Source organism: Planosporangium mesophilum, assembly GCF_016863255.1.
In the GTDB taxonomy this organism is placed as follows: Bacteria; Actinomycetota; Actinomycetes; order Mycobacteriales; family Micromonosporaceae; genus Planosporangium; species Planosporangium mesophilum.
Genome location: NZ_BOON01000007.1, coordinates 1 through 25,217 on the forward strand (window position 1 = coordinate 1; position 25,217 = coordinate 25,217).

The 25,217-nt window shown below is 69.4% G+C and carries 18 protein-coding genes; 11 read left to right on the forward strand and 7 right to left on the reverse strand.

The genetic code is table 11. From position 1 onward, the window contains the following. Window positions 1-36: 36 nt before the first annotated feature. The 3 genes from Pme01_RS05040 to Pme01_RS05050 all read right to left on the reverse strand — a co-directional run bounded on the left by Pme01_RS05040 (window position 37) and on the right by Pme01_RS05050 (window position 3,968). Window positions 37-1,146 (reverse strand): glycerophosphodiester phosphodiesterase, encoded by a 1,110-nt coding sequence (locus Pme01_RS05040; protein WP_239088030.1) that lies wholly within the window; start codon window positions 1,144-1,146, stop codon window positions 37-39. A 120-nt stretch (window positions 1,147-1,266) separates the two neighbouring features. Beyond that, complete coding sequence (locus tag Pme01_RS05045; RefSeq protein WP_373315453.1) at window positions 1,267-1,941, reverse strand: dienelactone hydrolase family protein; 675 nt, start codon at window positions 1,939-1,941, stop codon at window positions 1,267-1,269. Between the two features lie 17 nt (window positions 1,942-1,958). Continuing rightward, window positions 1,959-3,968, reverse strand: a complete 2,010-nt coding sequence (locus Pme01_RS05050; protein WP_168117138.1) for an erythromycin esterase family protein — start codon at window positions 3,966-3,968, stop codon at window positions 1,959-1,961. Between the two features lie 216 nt (window positions 3,969-4,184). Here Pme01_RS05050 and Pme01_RS05055 point away from each other — a divergent pair, with 216 nt between their 5' ends. Next, the gene (locus Pme01_RS05055; protein ID WP_203935435.1) at window positions 4,185-4,649 is read left to right on the forward strand and encodes an SPW repeat protein; all 465 of its coding nucleotides are present in this window, start codon (window positions 4,185-4,187) and stop codon (window positions 4,647-4,649) included. An 83-nt stretch (window positions 4,650-4,732) separates the two neighbouring features. Continuing rightward, window positions 4,733-4,939 carry an RNA-binding S4 domain-containing protein gene (locus tag Pme01_RS05060; RefSeq protein WP_168117137.1) on the forward strand — a complete coding sequence of 69 codons (207 nt, stop codon included), beginning with the start codon at window positions 4,733-4,735 and terminating at the stop codon, window positions 4,937-4,939. A gap of 56 nt (window positions 4,940-4,995) precedes the next feature. Here Pme01_RS05060 and Pme01_RS05065 read toward each other — a convergent pair whose 3' ends face one another. The 3 genes from Pme01_RS05065 to Pme01_RS05075 all read right to left on the reverse strand — a co-directional run bounded on the left by Pme01_RS05065 (window position 4,996) and on the right by Pme01_RS05075 (window position 11,528). Beyond that, window positions 4,996-6,075: a lytic polysaccharide monooxygenase auxiliary activity family 9 protein gene (locus Pme01_RS05065; protein WP_168117151.1), complete on the reverse strand. Its 1,080-nt coding sequence runs from the start codon at window positions 6,073-6,075 to the stop codon at window positions 4,996-4,998. 89 nt (window positions 6,076-6,164) lie between these two features. Beyond that, window positions 6,165-9,107 (reverse strand): glycoside hydrolase family 48 protein, encoded by a 2,943-nt coding sequence (locus Pme01_RS05070; RefSeq protein ID WP_203935436.1) that lies wholly within the window; start codon window positions 9,105-9,107, stop codon window positions 6,165-6,167. An 891-nt stretch (window positions 9,108-9,998) separates the two neighbouring features. Continuing rightward, on the reverse strand, window positions 9,999-11,528 hold the full coding sequence (locus Pme01_RS05075; RefSeq protein WP_168117135.1) for a cellulose binding domain-containing protein: 1,530 nt from the start codon (window positions 11,526-11,528) through the stop codon (window positions 9,999-10,001). A gap of 170 nt (window positions 11,529-11,698) precedes the next feature. Between Pme01_RS05075 and Pme01_RS05080 the strand changes: the two genes are divergently transcribed. Beyond that, complete coding sequence (locus tag Pme01_RS05080) at window positions 11,699-12,679, forward strand: sugar phosphate isomerase/epimerase family protein (protein WP_168117134.1); 981 nt, start codon at window positions 11,699-11,701, stop codon at window positions 12,677-12,679. Between the two features lie 61 nt (window positions 12,680-12,740). On the opposite strand, the gene glnA is transcribed toward Pme01_RS05080, so the two are convergent. Further along, window positions 12,741-14,165 carry a type I glutamate--ammonia ligase gene (gene glnA, locus Pme01_RS05085; protein WP_168117133.1) on the reverse strand — a complete coding sequence of 475 codons (1,425 nt, stop codon included), beginning with the start codon at window positions 14,163-14,165 and terminating at the stop codon, window positions 12,741-12,743. A gap of 251 nt (window positions 14,166-14,416) precedes the next feature. Here glnA and Pme01_RS05090 point away from each other — a divergent pair, with 251 nt between their 5' ends. The 8 genes from Pme01_RS05090 (at window position 14,417) to Pme01_RS05125 (ending at window position 25,213) form a co-directional block, all read left to right on the forward strand. Beyond that, window positions 14,417-15,430, forward strand: coding sequence for a LacI family DNA-binding transcriptional regulator (locus Pme01_RS05090; protein WP_168117132.1), 1,014 nt, complete (start codon window positions 14,417-14,419; stop codon window positions 15,428-15,430). A 126-nt stretch (window positions 15,431-15,556) separates the two neighbouring features. Beyond that, window positions 15,557-16,855: an ABC transporter substrate-binding protein gene (locus Pme01_RS05095; RefSeq protein WP_168117131.1), complete on the forward strand. Its 1,299-nt coding sequence runs from the start codon at window positions 15,557-15,559 to the stop codon at window positions 16,853-16,855. 79 nt (window positions 16,856-16,934) lie between these two features. Further along, window positions 16,935-17,900, forward strand: coding sequence for a carbohydrate ABC transporter permease (locus Pme01_RS05100; RefSeq protein ID WP_168117130.1), 966 nt, complete (start codon window positions 16,935-16,937; stop codon window positions 17,898-17,900). A gap of 9 nt (window positions 17,901-17,909) precedes the next feature. Next, entirely contained in the window at window positions 17,910-18,752 is an 843-nt protein-coding gene (locus tag Pme01_RS05105) for a carbohydrate ABC transporter permease (protein WP_168117129.1), read from the forward strand. After that, complete coding sequence (locus Pme01_RS05110; RefSeq protein WP_168117128.1) at window positions 18,749-20,182, forward strand: glycoside hydrolase family 1 protein; 1,434 nt, start codon at window positions 18,749-18,751, stop codon at window positions 20,180-20,182. Before Pme01_RS05105 ends, Pme01_RS05110 begins: the two co-directional genes overlap by 4 nt. Window positions 20,183-20,455: 273 nt before the next feature. Continuing rightward, complete coding sequence (locus tag Pme01_RS05115; protein ID WP_168117127.1) at window positions 20,456-21,148, forward strand: lytic polysaccharide monooxygenase auxiliary activity family 9 protein; 693 nt, start codon at window positions 20,456-20,458, stop codon at window positions 21,146-21,148. A gap of 334 nt (window positions 21,149-21,482) precedes the next feature. Then, on the forward strand, window positions 21,483-23,279 hold the full coding sequence (locus Pme01_RS05120; RefSeq protein WP_168117126.1) for a glycoside hydrolase family 6 protein: 1,797 nt from the start codon (window positions 21,483-21,485) through the stop codon (window positions 23,277-23,279). Window positions 23,280-23,563: 284 nt separating this feature from the next. Beyond that, window positions 23,564-25,213 carry a cellulase family glycosylhydrolase gene (locus Pme01_RS05125; RefSeq protein ID WP_168117125.1) on the forward strand — a complete coding sequence of 550 codons (1,650 nt, stop codon included), beginning with the start codon at window positions 23,564-23,566 and terminating at the stop codon, window positions 25,211-25,213. Window positions 25,214-25,217: the final 4 nt, after the last annotated feature.

Genomic DNA, 25,217 nt, shown 5'->3' on the forward strand with positions numbered 1-25,217 from the left:
CCCGAGACAGGCAGCGTTCGAGACAGGCAGCGCGGGTCACGAGCCCAGGTACAGGCTCCGTGACACCACGCCCACGTCGGTCTGGTCGGTGAACACGCCGTCGACGCCCGCCCGCAGGAAGGCGAGGTGCTCGTCGATCGCCTTGCCGTACGCGCCCGGGTCGGTGCCGAACCGCAGGTCGGTCGGCAGGAACGTGTTCTCCGCGCGCAGCGTGTACGGGTGCACCACCAGCCCGGCGGCGTGCGCGTCGGCGACCAGCGACGACGGGGCGGCCAGACTGCCGTCGGCGTTGCGCGGGATGACCTGGTTCTTGTCCGGCCCGATGCCGTTCACGTACCCGGACAGCTCACGCAGCCCGGCCGGGGTGAGGTAGTCGGCGTACCGGCGCGGGTCCCCGAACGGGGTACCGGAGCCGCCGGTCAGGAACACCTTGCGGGTTCGGAGCCGGTACCTGTCGTGGAGCATCCGCAGGTTCGAGGCCTCGAACGACTGGACGAAGGCCGGGGCGTCCGGCCGGTCCAGCCCGTACCGGCGCAGCGTGCTCACCAGCGCGTCCTCCAGCGGCCGACCCTGGGCCCGGAAGTACGTGGGGTGCTTGGTCTCGGGGTAGACGCCGATCTCCCGCTCCAGCTCCTTCGACAGCGTCATCCGCAGGTCGAGGACCTCGGTGAAGGTGGGGATTCCGAACAGTCCGTTGTAGAGGGTGTTGTGCTGGCGTACCTGCGGCAGCCGCTCGACCGCCCGCAGGGTCCTCAGCTCGGCCAGGGTGAAGTCCTCGGCGAACCAGCCGGTGACCGGCACCCCGTCCAGCAGTTTCGTGGTCCTGCGGCTCGCGAAATCGGGCCGGTTGGCGACGTCGGTGGTACCGCCGATCTCCGGCTCGTGCCGCACGACCAGCACGCCGTCCTTGGTGATCACGAGGTCCGGCTCGATGAAGTCGGCGCCCATCCGGGCGGCCAACTCGTACGAGGCCAGGGTGTGCTCCGGGCGGTACCCGCTCGCGCCGCGGTGGCCGATGACCAGCGGCCGGCGGTGACCACGGCGCTGCTCGGCCGCCTGTGCCGGGCCGGCCGGCGACACCCCCGTCATCACAGCCGGCGCCGCGATCAGCGCACCCGCCTGCAGGACGGCTCGACGACTTGCCACGTCTCCTCCACGGAGCCGTGACGGCGTACCTCGCCGGCCGGCCCCGGAAGGTGAGTCGAGTCGATGCAGGCATACAAATGGCGACGGCTCTGTATCGGTCGGGCGAACTTTTGCGACGCTTCACCCGGGCGCGTGGACCCGTACCGGCCTGAGGTGCTCGAGGAACCACTCCCGCGCCAGCCGGGCCACCTCCTCCAGCGCGCCCGCCTCCTCGAACAGGTGCGTCGCGCCGGGGATGATGTCCAGGCGGGTCTCGCCGGGCAGTTCCCGCTGCGCCTGGCGGTTGAGCTCGATCACCACGGGGTCCTCGCCGCCGACGATGAGCAGGACCGGCTGGTTCACCAGGCGCAGGAATTCTCCGGCGAGGTCCGGCCGGCCGCCCCGGGACACGACCGCCTGCACGATGTCGGGCCGGGCGGCGGCCGCGACGAGCGCGGCCGCGGCACCCGTACTGGCGCCGAAGATCCCGATGCCCAGGTCGGCGGTGCGCTCGTTCTCGGTCAGCCAGTCGGTCAGCCCCGCCACCCGCGTCGCCAGTAGCCCGATGTCGAACCGCAGTTCGGCGGTGCCCAGGTCGACCTGCTCCTCCTCGAGCGTGAGCAGGTCGGCGAGCACGGTCGCCAGGCCGGCCTCGTTGAGCTGGCCGGCCACGTACCGGTTGCGGGGACTGTGGCGGCCGCTGCCGCTGCCGTGCGCGAACAGCACCAGCCCCTTGGCGGCGTCGGGCACCTCGATGTCGGCGTCGAGGATGACACCCGCGACGGGGATTTGTGCACTCTGGTGGTCCACGTCCACAGCGTCCTCCCGGCGGCTCACACGGTGAAGGGGTACGTCTCGGGCACCTCGCCGCGCTCCCAGAGGGCGGTGCGTTCGAGGGGCTCGACCGCCCGCGTGTCGTCGATGTGGATCAGCGCGTCGAACTGCTCGGACGCCCGTACCTGGAAGTAGTGGCTCTGCCGTTCGGTGTCCGGTCGGTAGATGACGCCGATGGCCCGCTCCAGGCGCGCCGCGCGCAGCGCCTCGGCGGCGCGGGACGCATGGCCGAACGACAGCAGGAACTCCTTCTCGCCGGCGGAGTGGAACAGTTCCTCGACGCTGTCGGGCAGCGCCGGCCGTACCCACTTGCGTTCGGCCGGCGAGCCCCAGTCGTCCGCGGCCGTCACGGTACCGGTGTAGGTCGTGAAGCCGAGCAGGCGGCAGTCGCCGGGGTGCCGTTCCCGTACGAGCTGGCCGACGTCGACCTCGCCCTGGCTGCCCAGTTCGGTGGCGCGGGCGTCACCGATGTGCGAGTTGTGTGCCCACACCACGACCTTGGTCGGCTGGCCCTGTTGCCGGCTGAGGTGGCCGACGAGCGCGTCCAGGGTGTCGACCATGTGGGTGTCGCGCAGGTTCCAGGAGGAGACCCGACCGCCGAACATCGACCGGTAGTACTCCGCCGCCGCCCTGACGACCCGGGCGTTCTGCTCGGCGTAGAACGCCTCGTCACCGGCGACCAGCTTGTCGCGTCGCGCGTACTCCGCCGCGTGCCGTTGCAGGTCGACGAGCTGCTCCACGGCACCCTGCTCGCACGTCTCGCCGGCGCCGAAGGCGGCCGCGAACCCGTACGCCTGGCCGTCGTCGCCGCTCGCGTGGTCGAAGCAGGAGTACCGTTCCCGGGCCCGTTCGGCGGCGGCCGGGTCGACGCGTTCGAGGTACGCGATGACCTCCTGGGCCGACCGGTGGAGGCTGTAGAGGTCCACGCCGTAGAAGCCGGCCTTGGCCCGCTCGTCGCCGCCCAGCCGGTCGTTGTACTCGCGCAGCCAGCCGACGAAGTCGAGCACCACGTTGTTGCGCCACATCCAGGTGGGGAAGCGCTCGAAGCCGCGCAGCGACTCCTCGGCGGTCTCGTCGTGGCCACGGCCGCGCACGTACCGGTTGACCCGGTACGCGTCGGGCCAGTCCGCCTCGACGGCGACCGCCCGGAACCCCTTGCGCTCGATCAGCCGCCGGGTCATCGCCGCGCGGGCGGCGTAGAACTCGTGCGTACCGTGGGACGCCTCGCCGATACAGACGAAGTGCGCGTCGCCGACCAGGTCGAACAGCGCCTCCTCGGACGGCACGCCCTCCTCGGTCTGCATCGCGTCGGCGCGTACGACCGCCACCTCGGTCGGGCCCTGTACGCCGGCCGGCGCCCGGGTGGTCGCGGCGGCGCGCAGCAGGTTGCGCACCTCTTCGTCGGTGGTCTGGGTGAAGTCCCAGTACGAGGCGCCGACGGCGAAGAACGGCGACGGGGTGGTCGCGCACACCACCTCGTTGAGGACCATGGACAGTTCCTGGCAGGTCGAGGCCGGTGCGGCCGGCACGGCGACCACGATCGAGGCGGGCCGTTGCCGCTTGATGGCCTGGATGGCGGCGCGCATGCTCGCGCCGGTGGCGAGCCCGTCGTCGACGAGGATGACCGTCTTGCCGCCGATCTCCGGTGGCGGCCGGCCCTCCCGGTACGCCTGCTCGCGGCGCAGCAGCTCGCGACCCTCCTGCTCGGCCACGTGCTGGATCGTCTCCGGCGTGATCCCCAGGCCGCGGACCACGTCGTCGTTGAGCACGACCACCCCGCCGCTGCCGATCGCGCCCATCGCGAGCTCCTCGCGGCCGGGCACGCCGAGCTTGCGGACTCCGAAGACGTCGAGCGGGGCGCCGAGGGCCATCGCCACCTCGTACGCCGCGGGTACGCCGCCCCGGGGCAGGCCCAGGACCAGCACGTCGGGCTGGCCGCGGTAGTGGTCGAGGAGGCCGGCCAGGACGTGACCGGCATCCCTTCGGTCGCGGAACAGGCGGTCGGCCATGCCGGCCCTCCCGAAGTGAGCGGAGGTGACCTACGGTGTCGGCGCTACCCGACGCCCGCCCGCCAAACCCGTTCCGGCCGGTTTGTGGCGATGCGCGCGGCGATGCTCACAGCGCGGGAGTGATGCGCGTGCGGCCAATCTCCTCCGCCGTGCAGGTTAGTTTCTCTTTTTCGCGGCAAGGCGACACGGGGAAAGTCCTGGAAGGAGGTTGTCGCCATGGTACGACCAACCGTGTCGATCGACGATCACCCGGAAATAGCCGAACTGCGTGATCGGTTCGACCGGGTCGCGGAGACTTCTACCGCGAAGTCGGTCGATGGGCTCGCGCTGCTCTCGGGCCTGTACCTCGCCCTCTCCCCGTGGGTGGTGGGGTTCCGGCCCATAGCCGGCGATCTCGCCTCCAACAACCTGATCTGCGGACTCGCCGTGGCGTTGCTGGCGTTGGCGTTCGCCACCATGTGGGGTCGTACCCACGGCCTGTCCTGGGTCGTACCGGTCATCGGGGCGTGGACCATCGTCGCCCCGTGGGTGATCCGCGGTCGTGCCGTCGACGCCGGCATGATCGCGAACAACGTGATCACCGGCCTCGTCATCCTCGCCCTCGGTCTGGCCGTGACCACCATGGCACGCACCAGAAGGGGAGCGGGCGCACCGGGCGCCGGAGCCGGCGGGCGTCGCTGATCCGGCCGACCAGCCGCGGCCGGGCTCCGGCGGCCGGTGGTGATCCCCGGTCGGCGGAGATCGGCGCCTGGGATGATGGGCCGATGCGAGACGTGACCATTCGCGACGACATGATCCGGCTGGGTCAGTTCCTGAAGCTCGCCGGGGTCATCGACTCCGGCGGGGAGACCAAGGAGCGCATCGCCGCGGGTGAGGTCGAGGTCAACGGTGAGGTGGACACCCACCGCGGTAGGCAACTACACCGGGGAGACGTCGTCACGGTGGACGGCGAGGACATCCGGGTGGCCTGAGTGGCCGGTCCCGGCCGCCTGAGGGGCGTACCGGGACCGGCCCGTGTGTACGGGCCCTACGGGCTCGTACAGGTCAGGTTGTTGACGGAGGTGGAGGAGGCTCCGCTGCCGTTGAACCCGAACGTGGTCGTGGCGTTGCCGCCGACGGAGCCGTTGTAGCTGGCGTTCTTCACCGTCACCTGTGACCCGGACTGGCTGTAGCTGCCGTTCCACAGCTGGCTGACCGTCTGGGTACCGGGGAAGGTCCACTTCACGGTCCAGCCGTTGATGGCGGACGCGCCGGAGTTGCGCACCGTCACGTTGGCAGAGAAGCCACCGTTCCAGGAACTGCCCACCGTGTACGAGGCGGTGCAGCCCGAACCGCCGGACGGCGGCGGGGTGGTGGGCGTACCGGTCGGCGTGGGCGTCGGGCTCGGCGACGGGCCGGGGCCACCGCCGCCGCCACCGGGGCCGACCCCGGTCACCTGGCCGTTGCCGCCGTCGAACGTGACGTCGGAGCAGCCGTAGAACGTCTCCTGGCTGTCCGAGCGCGCCCAGACCGAGTAGATGAGGTGCCGGCCGCTCTTGCCCGACGGCAGCCTGGCGGTCCAGTAGTAGTGGCCGTCATTGGTGCCCGGGCCGCCGACGTCCGGTGGGTTGGTCACCTGGTCGAACGGCGCCGACTCCAGGTCGCTCCAGGCCAACGGCCGGGTGGGGCTCCAGCTGTCCTTGGTGATGTACAGCGAGAACGTACCGGGGTGCTTGGCCCAGTTGCTGTAGTCGATCTCCATGCTGGCACCGGAGGTCAGGTGCGTCACCGGCCAGTCGTTGCGGGCGAGGTTGAATCCGGTGAAGTCGTACGGGCCGCCGGTGCCACCGCTGCAGAGCTGGCCGTCGGGAATGAACCCGGCCATCCGGCCGGCTCCGTTGGAGCGCAGCACCGCGAACCAGTTGTACAGCGAGCCGGCCCCGCTCTGGTTGACCGCAGCCGCGCACGCCGGGTTGTTGGGCACGATGTTGCCCTGTGGCGTAAGGCCGTCCTGCCAGCAGAGGTACGTTCGGCTGCCGGGTTTCATCATCGCGCCGTGCGCCGCCGCGCCGGTCGGCACCACGAGCGCCCCGACGCCGGCCGCGAGCACGGCTGCCGCCGCGTACATAGTGAACTTGCGTCTGATGTGCACAACGCCCTCCTTACATCGGTACGTGCGGGGTGGGCGGGGCCGGGCCGCCCGCCCACCCCGGGCTCTCATCCGTTGGGGAACAGTCGGGCGAAGTCGGCGAAGCCGGTGGCGACGTCGACCTGGGCCCAGAACCGGTGGTAGTTGAAGACCGGCGCGGAACCGCCGTTCAGGTATGCCTGAACCTTGGGCCAGTCCGGGTCGTTCTTGTAGAAGGACCGGATGTCCAGGAACGAGTCGCCGGCCTTGATCACGTCGCCGTTCGGCATCTTGCCGGTCCAGCCGGGCGGGATGTACAGGCCCTGGCCGGTGCTGGCGTCGTACGGGTCGTCGAGCCGGTTGTAGTCGGTCTTGGTCTCCGGTACCGACACGCCCTTGCTGTCCTTGTGCAGCCAGATGCCGTCGAGCAGTTGCTTGGCGAGCGTCTTGGCCTGCGTGTTGCCGGACTTGGCGGCGTAGTAGGCGAGCAGCTTCGCGTACGAGCCGGCCACCCCCACGTCGTTGGTGTAGTCCTTGATCGACACGTGCAGGCCCGTGTTGGCCGCGGGGCTGCTCGGGTTCCACGTGTTCGGCTGGCCCGACCAGGTCAGCGTCGACGGGATCTGGTAGTCGCCGTTGCTGCCGATGGTGGTGTTGGCCATCGCCCAGGCGACCCACTTGTCCAGGACCGCCTTGGCCTTGGCGTCGCCGGAGGCGTAGTAGTACTCCGCCACCCGCTCCACCGACCAGGCCTGGAAGCCGAACCACTGGTTGGACGGCGGGTCGTGGTAGACCGGCTGCCAGTCGTACGCCAGGCCGTAGAAGGTCGGCGTGCCGGCCGGCGGGGTCGCGTAGTGACCGTCCCAGCTGTTCGTCGCGCCGCCGGCGATGGCGCCCTCGGCCGACTGGAGCCAGGTGTAGAACTCGATCTGCCGGTTCAAGCTGGTCTGCCAGTCCGACTTGCCCGTCGACGACTTCGGTGCCAGCGCGGCCACGTTGGACAGTGCCCACGCCGCCATCGGGTTCTGGTACCCCTGGTGGTCGTGGCTGGAGCCGATGCGCCACGCCCAGCCGGCGGACGAGTCCATCGCGCCGCCCCAGGCGTAGTACCACGACAGCAGGTAGTTCGAGCTGCTCTTGCCGGTGCCCGCCGGGCAGGACGGCGTGGTGCAGCCGGGGTTCTTGAAGTACTTGTCGAAGAACGAGTACCTCAGGTAGTCGCCCATCTTGGCGGCGTTCGCCACCGCCGACGACACCTGCGAACCCTTGCCCTGGGCGTTGGCCCAGGTGTACGCCCAGTACGCGGCCTGGACGGCGCGCGCGTCGGCGTCCGGGGCGTTGGTGTACTTCCACTGCTTGGCGTACGAGCTGTCCTTGATGAACAGGTCCAGGAAGCCGTTCGGGCCGCCGGCGGCGAACGTGTCGCAGGACGGCTGCGGCACGGTCTCGAACACCGACTCCTGCGGGCCGCGCTGGTAGGTGTTGATGTACGTCACCCGCGAGGTCTTGTCGCCGCAGTGGCCGAACCCGTACGTGTTGTCCACGTCCAGCAGCCAGTGCATGCCGTAGATGTCGTCGGTGCCGTACGCGCTCTTCAGCTCGGCCGAGATCGGGTCCTGACCCGGCGTCACGCCACTGTCCATCTGCGTCGGGTACTGGCTGGGCTGCGGCCACTCCGGCGCGTACGTCGCCGGCTTGCTCGGCCCGTAGAAGCTGTTGGTCGGCTGGTCGGCATGCGACGGGATGATGTACTTCTCCATCGTCTGCCAGGCCGTGTTGAACGGTGCCCAGTCGCCGGTCGCCTGGCCGTGCTCGGCCTCCAGCCACAGCCAGTAGCTGAACGCCTCGGACGTGGTCTCGTGGCCCTGGTCGGGCGCCTCGACCATGAACGTCTCGATCGAGTGGTACGGCACGCCCTCGGGGCTGAAGTACCCGTTCGACGGGTTCTTGATCATGTTGTACATCTGGGTGAACCGGTCGTCGGTGCCGCCGCCCGGTGCGGTCACCGTCGCGGTGACATTCGCCGAGCCGACGCCCGTGCCGCTGACCGTGAACGTCGCCGAGGAGTTGGCCGTGGCGGCCGCCGTGGCGGAGACCGTCACCGTCTGCGGGGTGTTCCAGTTCGCCGTGGTGAACGCCAGCGTTGCCGGGGTCGCCGAGATCGTGGTGGCGCCCGCGCTGCGGGTCACGCTGACCGAGGTGTTGGCCGACGGCTGCTTCGACAGCGAGACCTTGAACGTCGCCGAACCGCCCGGCTGGAGGGTCACGGCCGTCGTGTCGGTCACCACGGCCGGCCCGGTACTGGCGTCGACGAAGACCGGCACGTCGGCGGTGCTGCTCTTCACGCCGGCCGCGTCGTACGCGATCGCCTGCAGGTGGTACGCCGCGGTCTGAGCCGGTACGCCGGTCCAGTCGTACGTGTAGGGCGCCGTCGTGTCGGTGCCCAGCAGCAGGCCGTCGTGGTAGAACTCGACCTTGCTGATCGTGGTGCCGGACCCGGCGGTGGCCGAGGCCGCGATGGGGATCGTGGCCGGCGCGGTGAACCGGGTGTTCGCGGCGGGGCTCGTGATCTGCACCGTCGGCGCCGCCGTCGACCCGTTGCAGGCGGTGCCGTTGAGGGTGAAGGCGGTGGGTACGGGGTTGGATGAGCCGAAGGTGCCGTTGAAGCCGGGGTTGACGGTGGCGTTGGTGGCGAGGCTGCCGTTCCAGCTCATGTTGGTGACGGTGACGTGTTTGCCGCTCTGGTTGAAGGTGCCGTTCCAGCCCTGGCTGACCTTCTGGGCGGCGGCGTCGGGGAAGTCGTACTCGAGCTTCCAGTTGGTGAGGGGGTCACCGAGGTTGGTGATGCTGATGTTGCCGGTGAAGCCGCCGCTCCACTGGCTCTGCACGGTGTAGACGACCTTGCAACCGGTTGCCGCCAGCGCCGGCTGGGCGGCGACGGCGATCAGTCCGCCGCTCAGGGTGACCGCACCCGCCGCGGCGACCGCCCGGCGTAGTCGCGACCGTCTGGCGCGAAGCGATGGGAATCTCATGAGGGGTACTCCTCGGGCATCCGTGTCGAGGCGTACGGGTCGCGCCTCGAGGCTGGGGAGTCGGGGTGGACTGCGTCGGCCACCGGGGTGTGGCCGGGAGGGTCGCCGCTGCCGTTGCCGGTTGCCCTCGGCGACCGTCGAGCTGTGCTGGCTGTCTCGTGTCCGGCGCGCTTGCCGGGCTGTCGTCGCTGCTGGGGTGTGCTGGTCGCGTCCGCACGAAGTGATGGATATCGAATTGACCGCAATCATTGCATGGGAGCGCTTCCATTACAACGGTGTGCGCTCCGACCGCTCCCCGGCCTCGCCCTGCCGCCCCGCCTCCCATGATCACGGAGACTTGTCCGCCCTGGGGACGAGCGACAGCTCCGTGATCACGGGAGGGGATGGCCGGGGAAGCTACCGAGGGGAAGGGGGGCTTCCCTTCGACCTCCTCTCGGCTTACCGTGGGAAACATTGATGGGAGCGTTCCCACCGACGGTCCGCCGCCGATGCTCCCACGCGGCACGCTGGCAGTGGCGACCGCTTCCGCCGCCTCCACGTGCCGCTCCGCCCCGACACCAGGAGGTGAGCCGCTCAGACGGCGCAGGGGAGCCCGCTCGAACGATCGCCCCGCACGCACGAACGTCGGTCGACACCGGCGGCGCGGCACGCCCTCCGCCCGCCGGCGCGACCGCCGTACCCACGCGGGCTCCGCCGCGCACGACGGTGGAGACCGGCGTGCCCCACGCCGGTCTCCACGACTGGCTCCCGTCCGCCGCACGGTGTACCGACGCCGATGTCAACGCGCGCGTCGACGGCGAGCCGGACCGCTACCACCGGCAGGTGAGCCCGGACCTCGCCAGCTCGTGGCCGCCGAGAGCGCCGTGCGCTCTCGGCGGCCATTCCGGCGGCCTACGACGACACCGTGGCCAGCCGGTCCTTCAGGCCCTGACCGAAGGCGGTGGCGGTGCCGTTGTAGTCGGAGATGAGCGAGGGCCCGCTTGAGCAGTTCCAGGTGTTCCAGGTCCAGCCGAGGTACCCGACGCCGTGCGAGTCGGCCCAGTTCATCAGCGTGTCGATGAAGCCGTGGGCGCAGTCGTTCTCACCGATCTCGGTCAGCGACAGTGGTACCTGCGCGGCAACCGGGGCTAGCTGGCTGTCGAAGCAGGACGTGTTCGCGCAGCTGTTGAAGTTGTAGATGTGCGCGAAGGCGGAGAGGTTGTTCAGCGGGTCGGCCGGCTTGTACTGCAACCACTGGGTCAGGTCGTTCGAGTACGCCAGCCCGCCGATCATGATGACGTTGGTCGCGCCGGTCGCCCGTACCGTGGTGACCAGGCTCTGGAAGCCGGCCACCTGGTAGGAGATGCCGTTGCAGGTGCCGCCGTCGCGCCAGCACTTCCAGCCCGACGTCGCGTCGCCGGTCGCCCGCTCCGGGTACGGCTCGTTGAACAGGTCCAGGATCACCGCGTCGTTGCCCTTGAACGCGTTCGCCACGCCCGTCCAGAACGACGGCGCGTACTGGGCGTCCGGCATCGGCTTCTGGCAGGTGGCCTTCACGTCCGAGCAGCCCGCCGACGGCCCGGTGTACTGGCCGTAGTTCCAGTGCATCTCCACGATCGGCGTGATGCCGTTCGACACGAGCAGGTTGACGTACGCCTTGACGGCGTTCTGGTACGCGGCGCCGCCGTACTGGGCGGGCACGTCGGAGGTGCCGAGCCAGCACTCCTCGTTGAGCGGTACCCGTACCGCGCGCACCTTCCAGGCGCGCATCGCGGTGATCGACGCCTGGTCCATCGGGCCGTCCCAGATGCCGTTGCCCTGGATGCAGGCGAACTCGCCGCCGGATCGGTTGACACCGAGCAGCCGGTAGCCGGCGCCGGCCGAGGTGACCAGCTTGTTGCCGGACACGCGGAGCGCGGGCGCGGCGCCCGTCGGCGGTGGACTGGTGGTCGGTGGGCTGGTCGGTGGCGGTGTCGTCGGCGGCGGTGGTGTCGGGGTCCGCGTCGCGGTGGGGCTGGGCGACGGGGCCGATCCGTTGCAGGCGGTGCCGTTGAGGGTGAACGCGGTGGGTACGGGGTTGGATGAGCCGAAGGTGCCGTTGAAGCCGGGGTTGACGGTGGCGTTGGTGGCGAGGCTGCCGTTCCAGCTCATGTTGGTGACGGTGACGTGTTTGCCGCTCTGGTTGAAGGTGCCGTTCCAGCCCTGGCTGACCTTCTGGGCGGCGGCGTCGGGGAAGTCGTACTCGAGCTTCCAGTTGGTGAGGGGGTCACCGAGGTTGGTGATGCTGATGTTGCCGGTGAAGCCGCCGCTCCACTGGCTCTGTACCGTGTAGACGACCTTGCAACCGGCCGCGGCGTGCGCCACGGTGGGCAGCAGTACCGCGGCGGAGAGGCCCACCAACGCGGTGGCCGTGCCCGCGATGAAGGCGGAGCGTTTTCTCATCGACTCTCCTAGCCATTGACAACAGACGATGAAAGCGCTCCCATTGTCGCCCTCTGACCTGCCCTGTCAAGGCGTGGAGACCGACGCGTGTCGCATCGAGGGAATCGGCAAGGATCGATTTTTCCGGTACGGTAGGAGCGCTCTGCGCCTCAGCGAAGGAGCCGCCAGTCATGCCTGACGATCACCTGGCCACGCCCACCGACCTCGGCACGCCCACCGACCCCGGCCCGCTCAGCCGCCGTGGGGTCCTGCGGACGGCCGCGGCAGCCCTGGCCGCCGGTGCCGCCGCGTCATTGGCGGCGCCCCCCGCCGCCGCGGCCGGCGCGGACACCGCGGGCCGCGGTCACGACCGGGTACCGAGAGACCGCATCAGCATCCAGCTCTACACGCTGCGTGACCAGCTCGCCGCCGACCTTGCCGGCACCCTCGCCGCGCTGCACGCCATCGGGTACCGGCGGGTCGAGCACGCCGGCTTCGTCGGCCGGACGGCCGCGCAGTTCAGAGCCGCCCTCGACGCGGTCGGCCTGCGCGCGACGTCGGGGCACGTCGGGATCCCGCAGCCGTTCAACGAGGTCGCCTGGCAGGCCGCGCTGGCCGACGCGCGGGTGGTGGGCAGCACCTACGTCGTCCACCCGTTCTTCGGCCTCGACTCCGGTACCGGGCAGCCGATCCGCAGCGCCGCGCGGTACCGGGACTTCGCCCGCGACCTCAACCGCGCCGGCGCGCTGGCCAGGCGGGCCGGACTGCGCTTCGGGTACCACAACCACCAGCTGGAGTTCCTGCGGACGACCGACGAGCCCGGCCGTACCGGGTACGACATCCTGACCGCCGAGACCGACCCCGAACTGGTGCACCTGGAGATCGACCTGTTCTGGGCGTTCCGCGGCGCGGCCGACCCGGTCGACCTGATCGCCAGGCACCGGGGCCGGATCCGCCAGGTCCACGTCAAGGACCTCGCGACGTCGGGCAGCTTCGAGGATCCGGGCCGGGGCCTCATCGACTTCGGGCGCGTCTTCGCCCACGCCGGCGAGGCCGGCCTGGTGGAGTACATCGTGGAGCGGGACGACGCCGGTACACCGCCCCGCTCACCGGCGGACGCGCTCAGCACCGCCCGCGTCGGATTCGAGTACCTGTCCGCCGTCCGCTTCTGACGGGCCGGACCGTGCGCTTCTCCCGGCCTTCAGAAGCGCACGGTCCGTCAGAAGCGGTGGTTCAGACGTCGTAGTACAGGGCGAACTCGTGTGGCGTCGGGCGCAGCCGGACCGGGTCGATCTCGTTCTCCCGCTTCCACGCGATCCAGGTCTCGATCAGATCGGGCGTGAAGACGCCACCCTCGAGCAGGTACTCGTTGTCGGCCTCGAGCGCGTCGAGGACCTCGGGCAGCGAACCCGGGGTCTGCTTGACCGCGGCGAACTCGTCGGGCGGCAGATCGTACAGATCCTTGTCGATCGGGTCCGGCGGCTCGGTCTTGCTCCTGATCCCGTCGAGGCCCGCCATGAGCATCGCGGAGAACGCCAGGTACGGGTTGGCCGACGGGTCGGGTACCCGGAACTCCACCCGCTTGGCCTTCGGGTCGTTGCCGGTCACCGGGATCCGGGCGCACGCGGACCGGTTGCGCTGCGAGTACACGAGGTTGACCGGTGCCTCGAAGCCGGGCACGAGCCGGCGGTACGAGTTGACCGTCGGGTTGGTGAACGCGCAGATGCTCGGCGCGTGGCGGAGCAGGCCGCCGATGTACCACCGGGCGGCGTCCGACAGCCCGGCGTACCCGGTCTCGTCGTAGAACAGCGGCTCACCGTTCAGCCACAGGCTCTGGTGGGTGTGCATGCCGGAGCCGTTGTCACCGAACAGCGGCTTGGGCATGAAGGTCGCCGTCTTGCCGGCCACCCAGGCCGTGTTCTTCACGATGTATTTGTACAGCTGGAGGTTGTCCGCGCAGTGCAGCAGGGACGCGAACTTGAAGTTGATCTCGGCCTGGCCGGCGGTACCGACCTCGTGGTGCGCCTTCTCCACGGAGAAGCCGGCCTCGATCAGGTGGCGGACCATCTGGGCGCGCAGGTCGACGTAGTGGTCCACCGGCGGCACCGGGAAGTACCCACCCTTGTACGGCGTCTTGTACCCGCGGTTTCCGCCCGGCTCGTCACGGCCGGAGTTCCACCAGCCTTCCACCGAGTCGATGTGGTAGAACGCCTCGTTCGTGGCTGTTCTGTGCCGGATCGAGTCGAAGATGTAGAACTCGGCCTCGGGGCCGAAGAACGCAGAGTCGGCGATTCCGGTCGCGGTCAGGTACGACTCGGCCTTCCTGGCCACGTTGCGAGGGTCGCGGCTGTACGGCTCGCGCGTGAACGGGTCGTGCACGAAGAAGTTCAGCGCGATGGTCTTCTCCACCCGGAACGGGTCGATGAACGAGGTCGACACGTCCGGCAGCAGGAGCATGTCCGACTCATGGATCTCCTGGAAGCCCCGGATCGACGATCCGTCGAAGGCCACCCCGTCGCTGATCAGACTTTCGTCGAAGGATTCCGCCGGCACGTTGAAGTGCTGCATCACGCCGAGTAGGTCGCAGAAGCGGACGTCGACGAACCGGACACCCTCACTGTCGAGGTACCGAAGGAATTCCTCTGAATTGGCGAACACACGTCCTCCCGGCATGGGCACAACATGGCGGCTGGTCGGCTCGTGGCGGGTCAGAGCCCGTCAGGCGCGACGATAGGACCGGGGGATTGCTCCCGCGTGTCCCTTCGATTTCCGACGTGTTTCGCACCGCCTCGCATCGCCTCGCGACCGGCCGAGGGCGTCGGTGGCCCCGTTGATCGGCCGCGTCGGGGTACCGGCGGCCCGCCCCCGCAGGGGGGCGACAGTACGCTGTCGACCGGAGAGGGGACGTAATGACTTCCGAGCGAAACCGGTCGACGGGACGGCCGACCCTGGATCAGGTGGCTTCGCTGGCCGGGGTGGGTCGCGGCACGGTGTCCCGGGTCGTCAACGGATCCGAGCAGGTGAGCAGCCGGGCACGCCAGGCCGTCGAGCAGGCCATCGCCGAGCTGGGCTACGTGCCGAACCGGGCCGCACGGGCGCTCGTGACCCAGCGGACCGACTCGATCGCGCTGGTGGTCCCGGAGCCGGGGGAGCGGTTCTTCAGTGAGCCGTTCTTCGGTCGGATGGTGCAGGCCATCGCCGGCGGGCTGTCCGGCAGTGATCTACAGATGCTGTTGATGATCGCCCAGTCGGCGGAGGAGCGTCAGCGGCTGGAGGGGTACCTGACACGCCAGCACGTCGACGGCGCGCTGCTGCTGTCCCTGCACGGCAGGGACGACGCGCTGCCGGCGCGGCTGGAGGAGCGCGGGGTGGCGACGGTCCGCGTCAGCCGGCCCGCCCATCCCGGGCCCGCGTGCTTCGTCGACGCCGACAACCGCGGCGGCGCGCGCAAGGCGGTGGAGTACCTCGTCGAGCGCGGTCGGCAGCGGATCGCCACGATCGCGGGCCCGCTGGACATGGCGGTGGGCATGGACCGGCTCGACGGATACCGCGACGTGCTCGGCGGCGGGCCGGTCGCGGTCGGCGACTTCAGCGAGGAGAGCGGCGTCTCGGCGATGCACTGGCTGCTGGAGCGCCACTCGGACCTCGACGCCGTCTTCGCCGCCTCGGACACGATGGCGGCGGGCGCCATGCGGGTCATCAAGGAGAGCGGCCGCCGCGTCCCCGACGACATCGCCGTCATCGGCTTCGACGACTCCGTCATCGCCCGCAGCACCGACCCCCAGCTGACCACGGTGTACCAGCCGCTCGAGGCGATGGGCCAGGAGATGGTTCGCCTGCTGCTGGCCAAGATCGGCGGCGAGTCGCTGGACAACTACGAGGTCGTTCTCGAGACCCACCTGGTGGTGCGCGACTCGGCGTGAACACGCCACCGACCGCCCTATTGACACCGACTGATCGAGAGGAAACGATGTGGAAACGCTTCTGCGTGGAAGCGCTCCCAACACCGTTGTTCATCCACTTCGTTTCCCAACCGAGAGGGGCCCGGGATGCACGTCCCCTCGCGCCGGCTGCGCAACAGCGCGGTCGTCGCCCTCACCGCGGTCATGGCGTTAGGCCTGGCCGCGGGCTGTAGCAAGAAGAACGACGCACCGGCCGGGGACGGCCAGCTCAAGCTGGTCGTCGACACGTTCGGCGAGTTCGGTTACAAGGCGCTGGCCAAGGAGTACGAGAGCGCCCACCCGAACATCAAGGTCCAGCTCAGGTCCATCGAGAAGCTGGACGACTACAAACCGAAGCTCACCCAGTACCTTGCCGCGGGTAGCGGCGCGGGCGACGTCGTCGCGCTCGAGGAGGGCATCCTCACCGAGTTCAAGACGCAGCCGCAGAACTTCGTCGACCTGAACCAGTTCGGGGGCGGCGACCTGGCCAAGGACTACCTGCCGTGGAAGTTCGAGCAGGGTAAGGCGTCGAACGGGCAGCTGATCGGGCTGCCGACCGACGTCGGCGGCCTGGGCGTCTGCTACCGGCGGGACCTGTTCGAGAAGGCCAAGCTGCCGACCGACCGGGCCGAGGTGTCCAAGCTCTGGACTACCTGGGACGACTTCATCGCCACCGGTCAGCGATTCAACGCGGGCGGCAGCGGCGCGGCGTTCCTGGACTCCACGACGACGGCGTTCAACGCGATGCTCGCCCAGTTCGGGGACACCAACTTCTACGACCGCAACAACAACCTGATCGCCGACAGCAACCCGTCGGTCCGTAAGGCGTGGGACTACACGATGTCCATGATCGACAAGGGCATCTCGGCCAAGGTCACCACGTGGAGCAACGAGTGGCAGGCCGGCTTCAAGAACGCGTCCTTCGCGGTGACGTTCTGCCCGTCCTGGATGCGCGGCATCATCAAGACCAATGCGGGCGACGCCAGCACCGGCAAGTGGGACATCGCGGATGTGCCCGGCGGCGGAGGCAACTGGGGTGGCTCATTCCTGGCGGTACCGAAGCAGAGCAGGCACGCCAAGGAGGCGTACGAGCTCGCGAAGTTCCTGACCAGCGCACACGGCCAGATCGGCGCGTTCAACGAGTCCGGGCCGTTGCCCAGCAACCTCGGCGCGCTCGACGACGCCACGTTCAAGGCGACGACCGACCCGTACTTCAACAACGCCCCGGTCGGCGTCATCTACGGCGCCGGCGCGAAGGCGCTCAAGCCGGTCTACCGAGGGCCGAAGCACCAGGCGGTGCTGGACCGCGCGTTCCAACCGGCGATCCAGAGCGTGGAACAGGGCAAGGCCAAGGCGGACGAGGCCTGGAAGAACGCCCTGGACGCGGCGAAGAAGGAAGCCAAGTAACCGCTGGAGGTTCGCCGGTGGCACCGCGCAGTGGAATCGGTGCCACCGGCGCACTCCGCCGCAGTCGTAAGGAGTCCGCATGAGTCTCCGGACCGCCCCCGCCGCCCCACCTCCGCAGGCGCCGGTAGGCGAGCCGCCCGCCCCGGGCCGCCCGGCGCGGTACCGGCTGGCCCGGTGGGATCTGAAGTACTCGCCCTACCTGTACATCGCGCCGTTCTTCCTCCTGTTCGGCGCGTTCGGCGCGTACCCGCTCGTGTACACCGCGTGGGTCTCGCTGCACGACTGGAACCTCATCGGTAGCAGTTCATTCGTCGGCCTGGACAACTACCGGGCCCTGATGGTCGACGCGGACTTCTGGAACGCCGTCGTCAACACGATGGGCATCTTCGTCATCGCCACGGTGCCGCAGATGGTCCTCGCGCTGGCGCTGGCCAACCTGCTCAACCGCGGCATGCGGGCACGGACCCTGTTCCGGATGGGGGTCCTGGTACCGAACGTCACCTCGGTCGCCGCGGTCGGGATCGTGTTCGGCCAGTTGTTCGGGCGGGACTTCGGGCTGGTGAACTACCTGCTCGGCCTGTTCGGGGTGGACCGGGTGGACTGGCAGGCCAACACGTGGTCGTCCTGGATCGCCATCGCGACCATGGTGGACTGGCGCTGGACCGGGTACAACGCGCTGATCTTCCTTGCCGCGATGCAGGCGATCCCGCGCGACCTGTACGAGTCGGCCGCCATCGACGGCGCCTCCCGCGGGCGCCAGTTCTGGAGCATCACGATCCCGATGCTCCGCCCGACGATCATCTTCGCGGTGATCATCTCGACGATCGGCGGGCTGCAACTGTTCACCGAACCGCTGCTGTTCGGCAACGGCAGGATCCTCGGCGGCTCGCTGCGGCAGTTCCAGACCGTCGCGATGTACATGTACGAGAACGCCTTCCAGCGCTTCAACTACGGGTACGGGTCGGCGGTGGCCTGGACGCTGTTCATGCTCATCGCGCTGATGTGCGCGGTCAACTACCTGCTCGTACGGCGCTCGGCGCGGTGAGGAAGGGTCATGCTCTCTGCTTCCCGAAGGCTGTGGCAGGCCAGCCCACTGACCTATGTGGCCCTGGTCTTGGCCGTGGCCATGTCGGTCTTCCCGATCTACTGGATGTTCGTGGTGGCCACCCGCACCAACGACACCATCAACAACGTACCGCCGTCGTTGCTGCCGGGTGGTGAGTTGACCACCAACGCCGGTCGGGTGCTCGCCAACGACCACGCCGCCTTCCTGTACGGGCTGGTCAACTCCGTCGTCGTGTCGGTCGCGGTGACCGTCTCGGTGGTGTTCTTCTCGTCGCTGGCCGGGTTCGCGTTCGCCAAGCTGAGGTTCCGGGGACGCGGGCCGCTGCTCATGGTCATCGTCGGCACCATGATGGTGCCGGTGCAGCTCGGCATCATCCCGCTGTACATGCTCATGGTGAAGCTCGGATGGAACGGTCAACTGCAGGCGGTGATCGTTCCGTTCCTGGTCACCGGGTTCGGCGTGTTCATGATGCGTCAGTACGCGAGCCAGGCCGTGGCCGACGAGCTGATCGAGGCCGCCCGCGTGGACGGCTGCTCCACCTTCCGCGTCTTCTGGAACGTGGTGATGCCGGCGCTGCGCCCGGCCGCCGCCGTCCTCGGCCTGTTGACGTTCATGCAGACCTGGAACGAGTTCCTGTGGCCGTTCGCGGTGCTCGACCCCGACACCCCCACGGTGCAACTGTCGCTGAGCCTGCTCGCCACGGCGTACTACACGGACTACTCCCAGGTGTTCGCCGCAACGGCGATGGCGACGTTACCGCTGTTGGCAGTCTTCGTCCTGTTCGGTCGCCAGATCATCGGCGGCATCATGGAAGGTGCAGTCAAAGCGTGACCGCTTACCCTCAATCCGAGACCGACATTCAGCCCCGTTTCCCGGCCGACTTCCGTTGGGGTGCCGCCACCGCGGCGTACCAGGTCGAAGGCGCTGCCCGCACGGACGGTCGGGGACCGTCCATCTGGGACACCTTCTCCCATACGCCCGGGCGAGTCCTCAACGGTGACACCGGCGACGAGGCGATCGACCACTACCACCGTTACCGCGACGACGTCGCGCTCATGGCCTCACTGGGTCTGACCGCGTACCGGTTCTCGGTCTCCTGGCCGCGCGTGCAGCCCACCGGCCGCGGGCCGGCGAACGCGGCCGGCCTGGACTTCTACCGGCGCCTGGTGGACGAGCTGCTGGCGCACGACATCGAGCCGTGGCTGACGCTGTACCACTGGGACCTGCCGCAGGAGCTCGAGGACGCCGGCGGCTGGCCGGCCCGTGACACCGCCGCCCGCTTCGCCGAGTACGCGAGCCTGGTGCACGACGCACTGGGCGACCGGGTGAAGCGCTGGACGACGCTGAACGAGCCGTGGTGCTCGGCGTTCCTCGGGTACACGGCCGGGGTGCACGCGCCCGGCCGCCGGGAGCGTGCCGCCGGCGTGGTGGCCGCGCATCATCTGCTGCTCGGCCACGGCCTGGCCACCCAGGCGATCCGGTCCCGCGACGCCGACGCGCAGGTCGGGATCACGCTCAACCTGTACGCGATGGCCACCGCAACCGACTCGGACGCCGACCGGGACGCGGCGCGCCGCATCGACGGGCTGCAGAACCGGTTCTTCCTGGATCCGGTCCTGTGCGGCCGGTACCCGGGGGACGTGGTGGCCGATCTGGCGGGCGTCACCGACTTCGGGCACGTGCGCGACGGCGACCTGTCGACCATCTCGACGCCGCTGTCCATGCTGGGCGTCAACTACTACACCCGGTACGTGGTGACCGCGGCGGAGAGCCACGCCAACGTCGACGGCCACGGCGGTGGCGGCGACGGATCGGCCGGTTCGCCGTTCCCGGGTAGCGAGCACGTCGCCTTCACCCACCGCGGGCTGCCGGTGACCCACATGGACTGGGAGATCGACGCGGCCGGTCTGGGGGAGGTGCTGCGCCGGGTGGCGACCGACTACCCGTCGGTGCCGCTGTACGTCACCGAGAACGGGGCGGCGTTCCCCGACGAGCCCGGCCCGGACGGGGCGGTGGACGACCCGAGCCGGGTGGAGTACCTCGACGGCCACCTCCGGGCGTGCGCCGACGCGATCGCCGACGGCGTGCCGCTGGGCGGGTACTTCGCCTGGTCGCTGTTTGACAACTTCGAGTGGAGCTGGGGGTACGACCGGCGCTTCGGACTCGTCTACGTCGACTACGCGACGCAGCGGCGTACCCCGAAGACGAGTGCGAACTGGTACGCCGACACGATCCGCCGCTGGGGCAACGGCGGGCGGTGAGCTGACGGCGGGTCGCCGGCTCGGGGCCGGCGACCGTACGAACCCGGGCGCGGCGAGGCCGGCCACCGTCACGGTGGCCGGCCTCGCCGCGCCCGGGTCGTTCACCTTGATCGTCTTGCTCGCCTTGATCGTCACAACGTGCCGGAGTCGGGGTCTCCGGGGCCCGCTTGGGTACAACGTCGCCGACGTGGTGACGGGGTTTGCACCCTGGTTCACGGGAGCGCTCCCAGATAAAATAGACGCTCATCGTTCTATTTTGTATCTGGAGGTGCCATGTCATCGTTGGCGCACCATCACCGTCCCGCACTGCTGCGCGCCCTCACCGTCGCGGCCGCCGCCCTGGTCCTGCTCGCGACCGCCCTGACCGACGCCGCCTTCGCCCACGGCTCGGCGACCGACCCGCCGTCGCGCAACTACGGCTGCTGGCAGCGCTGGGGCAGCAAGTTCCAGGACCCGTCCATGGCCACCCAGGACCCGATGTGCTGGCAGGCCTGGCAGGCCGACCCGAACGCGATGTGGAACTGGAACGGCCTGTACCGCGAGCAGGTCAAGGGCAACCACCAGGCCGCCATCCCGGACGGGCAGCTCTGCAGTGCCGGGCGTACCCAGGGCGGTCGCTACCAGGCACTCGACGCGGTAGGTGCCTGGCAGGCCGCCCCGAAGAGCAGGAACTTCGCGGTGACCGTCTTCGACCAGGCCCGGCACGGAGCCGACTACATCCGGGTCTACGTCACCCGGCAGGGCTTCGACCCCACCAGGCAGAGCCTCGGCTGGGGCAACCTCGAACTGGTCAGCCAGATCGGCAACACCCCCGCCTCGCAGTGGCAGCAGGGCAGCAACGGCGTCACCATCTCGATCCCCGCCAGCGCGCCGGGACGTACCGGTCGCCACATCGTGTACACGATCTGGCAGGCCAGTCACATGGATCAGTCGTACTACTTCTGCAGCGACGTGACTTTCTCCTGATAGAGCCGTTCGGAAACCATCTAATCAATCGATGGCCTTTACTTTGGGAGCGTTTCCATGCCACGATGGCCATCGATGTGGACAGTGGGGTGAGCCGGGACATTCCGGGCCGCCACGGCGCCGAGGCCAGCCGGTCCGATGGTGGCTCGACACCTCCCTCGCCAAGCCCACCCCGCTGTCCACACCTCGCCGTTGACGCGGCGAGGTGGCCCGTACACCCCACACCGCGCACCTCACGCCCCAGGCCTCGTCGTCTCAGCAGGCGAGGCGGACCGCACACCCCACGCCAACCGCTCGCCCAGCGGGGACGCACGATTCCAAGGAGTGCCCCTCCATGAGATTGAGCTTCCAACCCGGCGCCCGACGCTCCCGCACCGCGCGGGGCCTGGCCGCCGCCGGCGCGTTGATCGCCGGCGTCGGCATGGTGACCGTCGCCGCCACCCGCGCCAACGCCGCCGCCGGTTGTTCGGTCAACTACACCGTCAACCAGTGGAACACGGGATTTACCGCCAACGTGGCGATCACCAACCTGGGTGATCCGCTGACCAGCTGGACGCTGGAGTGGGACTACTCCGGCAACCAGCAGATCACCTCCAGCTGGAACAGCTCCTACGCACAGAGCGGCCAGCACGTCACGCTCAAGAACGCGGCCTACAACGGCAGCCTCGGTACCAACGCCACGGTGACCCCGGGCTTCCAGGCGACGTACTCGGGGACCAACACCGCCCCGGCGAGCTTCAAGCTCAACGGGACCACCTGCAACGGCGGTACCCAGCCGACGCCTACGTCGACCCGCCCGACCACCGCACCGCCGACGACGACTCCCCCCACGACGACGCCGCCGACCACCCAGCCTCCCACCAGCCCGCCGCCGTCCGGTACCCATCTCGACAACCCGTACGTGGGCGCCAAGCCGTACGTGAACCCGCTGTGGTCGCAGAAGGCCGCCGCCGAACCGGGCGGCACCAAGGTCTCCAACCAGCACACCTTCGTGTGGCTCGACCGGATCGCGGCCGTCAACGGGACCGGCGCCTACACGATGGGCCTGCAGGCCCACCTGGACGCGGCCGTTGCGCAGGGCGCGAACCTGGTCGAGGTCGTGGTCTACGACCTGCCGGGCCGCGACTGCGCCGCCCTCGCGTCCAACGGCGAGCTCGGCCCGACCGACCTGCCCCGGTACAAGAGCGAGTACATCGACAAGATCGCGTCGATCGAGTCGCAGGCCAAGTACGCCGGGCTGCGCATCGTGCACTTGATCGAGCCCGACTCGCTGCCCAACCTGGTGACCAACGCGGGCGGCACCGCCGGCTCCACCGACGCGTGCGCCACCATGAAGGCCAACGGCGGCTACGAGCAGGGCGTCGCGTACGCGCTGGGCAAGCTGCACGCCGTCGGTTCGAACACCTACAACTACGTGGACGCCGGGCACCACGCCTGGCTGGGCTGGGACTCCAACCTCAACCCGTCCGCGCAGGAGTTCGCGAAGGTCGCGCAGATGGCGACCGGCGGCTACGCCACCGTCGACGGCTTCGTCGTCAACACCGCCAACTACTCGGCCCTGCACGAGCCGTGGATCCAGCCGAGTGTGACGATCAACGGCCAGAGCATCCGCCAGTCGAAGTGGATCGACTGGAACCAGTACAGCGACGAGGCCACCTTCGCGGTCGGCCTGAAGAACGCGCTGGTGTCCGCCGGGTTCCCGGCGCGGATCGGCATGCTGGTCGACACCAGTCGCAACGGCTGGGGCGGAGCCAACCGGCCGACCAAGGCCAGTACGTCCACCGACGTCAACACCTACGTCGACCAGTCCCGGATCGACCGCCGCATCCACGCCGGCAACTGGTGCAACCAGTCCGGAGCAGGCATCGGTGAGCGGCCGAAGGCCAACCCCGAGTCGGGTATCGCCGCCTACGTGTGGGTCAAGCCCCCGGGCGAGTCGGACGGCGCCAGCCAGCAGATCCCGAACGACCAGGGCAAGGGTTTCGACCGCATGTGCGACCCCACGTACACCGGCAACGCCCGTAACGGCAACAACCCGACCGGCGCGCTGCCCAACTCGCCGCTGGCCGGTGACTGGTTCTCCGCGCAGTTCCAGCAGTTGGTGCAGAACGCGTACCCGCCGCTCCAGTGACCGTATGACCGGGTGAGCGCCCGGCGACAGGCGCTCACCCGACACAGGCCCCGTCACCGCCTCGTTGGTGGTGGCGGGGCCCGTGCCGTTCTGGCTGGTGGTCACGGGGATCGCGCCGGTTCGGCAGGCGGGAATACACCCGCCCTGATCAGTGGATCGCCTATTCCGATCATCGATGTCCGTCGCTACGATGTGGGAGCGCTCCCAAGCGTGACGCGCCGGTCGGCCTGCTGAAGGGCGCCGGCCGGCGTAGTCGACACCCCCACTTCCGTCCGGGAGAGCTCATGAAAATCAGCGAACGCCGCGGTCCCGTCACGGCGCTGGCCGTCACGGCCGCGGCGCTGACCACCGCCGCCGCCGTCACCATCGGACTCTCCCCGGGCGCGGCGGCCGGGCAGGCGGCCCATCAGACGGCGGCCGTCGCGGCGGCCGGTGGCACCGGCACCGGTTACCTCAGCGCGAGCGGCAGCCAACTCGTCGACGCCACGGGCAGCCCGGTCCGGCTGACCGGCCTCAACTGGTTCGGCATGGAGACCGACAACAAGACCTTCCACGGCTTGTGGTCGCGCGGGTACAAGGACATGCTCGACCAGATGGCGAGCCTCGGATACAACACGATCCGGGTGCCGTACACCAACGACGCGCTCAAGTCCGGGGCCACCGCCAACAGTGTGGACGCCGTGTCCAACCCCGACCTGGTGGGTCTGTCCCCGCTGCAGATCCTCGACAAGGTCGTCGACTACGCCGGCAAGAAGGGCATCCGGATCCTGCTCGACCGGCACCGGCCGACCAGCGCCGGTCAGACCGCGCTGTGGTACACGTCCACGACGCCCGAGAGTACCTGGATCAGCGACTGGCAGATGCTCGCCCAGCACTACAAGGGCAACCCGACCGTCATCGGCGCCGACCTGCACAACGAACCGCACGCCGACGGCACCGATCCGAACGGCACCGGAGCCTGCTGGGGCTGCGGCGACCAGGCGCGGGACTGGCGGCTGGCGGCCGAGCGGGCCGGCAACGCGATCCTGTCGACCAACCCGGACTGGCTGATCGTCGTAGAGGGCGTCACCTGCGCCAGCGGCGGCAACCCGAACACCTGGGACAACGTCCCGGACACCGAACACTGTGGATGGTGGGGCGGCAACCTGTCGCAGGCGGCCCAGTACCCGGTGCGCCTGAACAAGCCCAACAAGCTGGTCTACTCCGCGCACGAGTACGGCCTCTCGGTCTACCACCAGCCGTGGTTCGACGACCCCTCGTTCCCGGCGAACCTGCCGGCCATCTGGGACCAGCAGTGGGGTTACCTGGAGAAGCAGAAGGTCGCCCCGGTCCTCGTCGGTGAGTTCGGCACGACGCTGGCCGACCCCAAGGACAAGGTGTGGCTGCAGGAGCTGATGAAGTACATGGGCTCCGGTACGTCCGGGATGGACTTCACCTACTGGTCGTGGAACCCCGACTCCGGCGACACCGGCGGCATCCTCAACGACGACTGGAAGACCGTCAACCAGGCCAAGCAGTCCATCCTCCAGCCGTACCTGATCCCGCCGGTCGGCGGTGGCAGCGGTGGCCCGACTCCGGGGCCCAGCGGCACGCCGACCTCCACCCCGACGGTACCGTCCAGCCGTAGCTGCACCGCCACCGTGAAGATCGACAATGCCTGGCAGGGTGGCTTCCAGGCCACCGTCACGGTGCGCAACACCGGCAGCGCGGCGATCAGCCCATGGCAGGCGACCTGGACCGTACCGTCCGGCGTCACGCTGGTCAGCGGGTGGAACGCGACGGTCACCCAGAGCGGCACCACGATGACCGCCGCCGCGCCCAGTTGGAGCCCGTCGCTCGCGGCCGGTGCCTCGGTGTCGGTCGGCTTCACCGCCAACGGGCCGTCCAGCCCGCCGCCGGGCGGGGTGGCCCTCAACGGAACGGCCTGCGGGTGACGCG